Origin of the sequence: Meridianimarinicoccus marinus, assembly GCF_040689105.1 — a bacterium.
In the GTDB taxonomy this organism is placed as follows: Bacteria; Pseudomonadota; Alphaproteobacteria; order Rhodobacterales; family Rhodobacteraceae; genus Meridianimarinicoccus; species Meridianimarinicoccus marinus.
Genome location: NZ_JBFBVU010000098.1, coordinates 1 through 420, shown reverse-complemented (window position 1 = coordinate 420; position 420 = coordinate 1). Strand labels below are relative to the sequence as shown.

Here is a 420-nt window from a genome sequence, read left to right as displayed (position 1 = left end):
CCTCGAAAGCCAGCAGCGGCGTGCCTTGTTGCGCGCCCGAATGCTTCTGCAGGAAATGGTGATCGCTGTCGAAACGATACTCGAGGCTTGCCGCGCAATTCTGGCATGGAAGTTGGACGCGGAAGGTTCGAAAGCCGGGTTTGGGACCTGGTCGCGAGTCTTCCGGAGTTGGCGGCGGGGATCAGGGTTGTGCCCGATACAAGACGCAAGTTGCAAAAGGGCTTTGCCCGGTTGCACGGCAAGGTTCCGGATATCGTGATAGGGAGACGCCGTGGTCATGCGCCTGATGACAGTCCCGGGTGTTGGACCAGTGACGTCGCTGGCCTTTGTCAGCACGATCGACATCCCGGCGCGCTTTCGAAGTTCCCGCGCCGTGGGGCCGATCCTGGGGCTGACGCCACCCCTCGAGCCGTCGGGAGA

At 62.4% G+C, this 420-nt stretch carries 1 pseudogene; it reads left to right on the top strand.

What is annotated here, in order from left to right:
- Window positions 1-280 precede the first annotated feature (280 nt).
- Window positions 281-420 (top strand): annotated as a pseudogene (locus AB0T83_RS20345) (transposase); the annotation flags it as partial.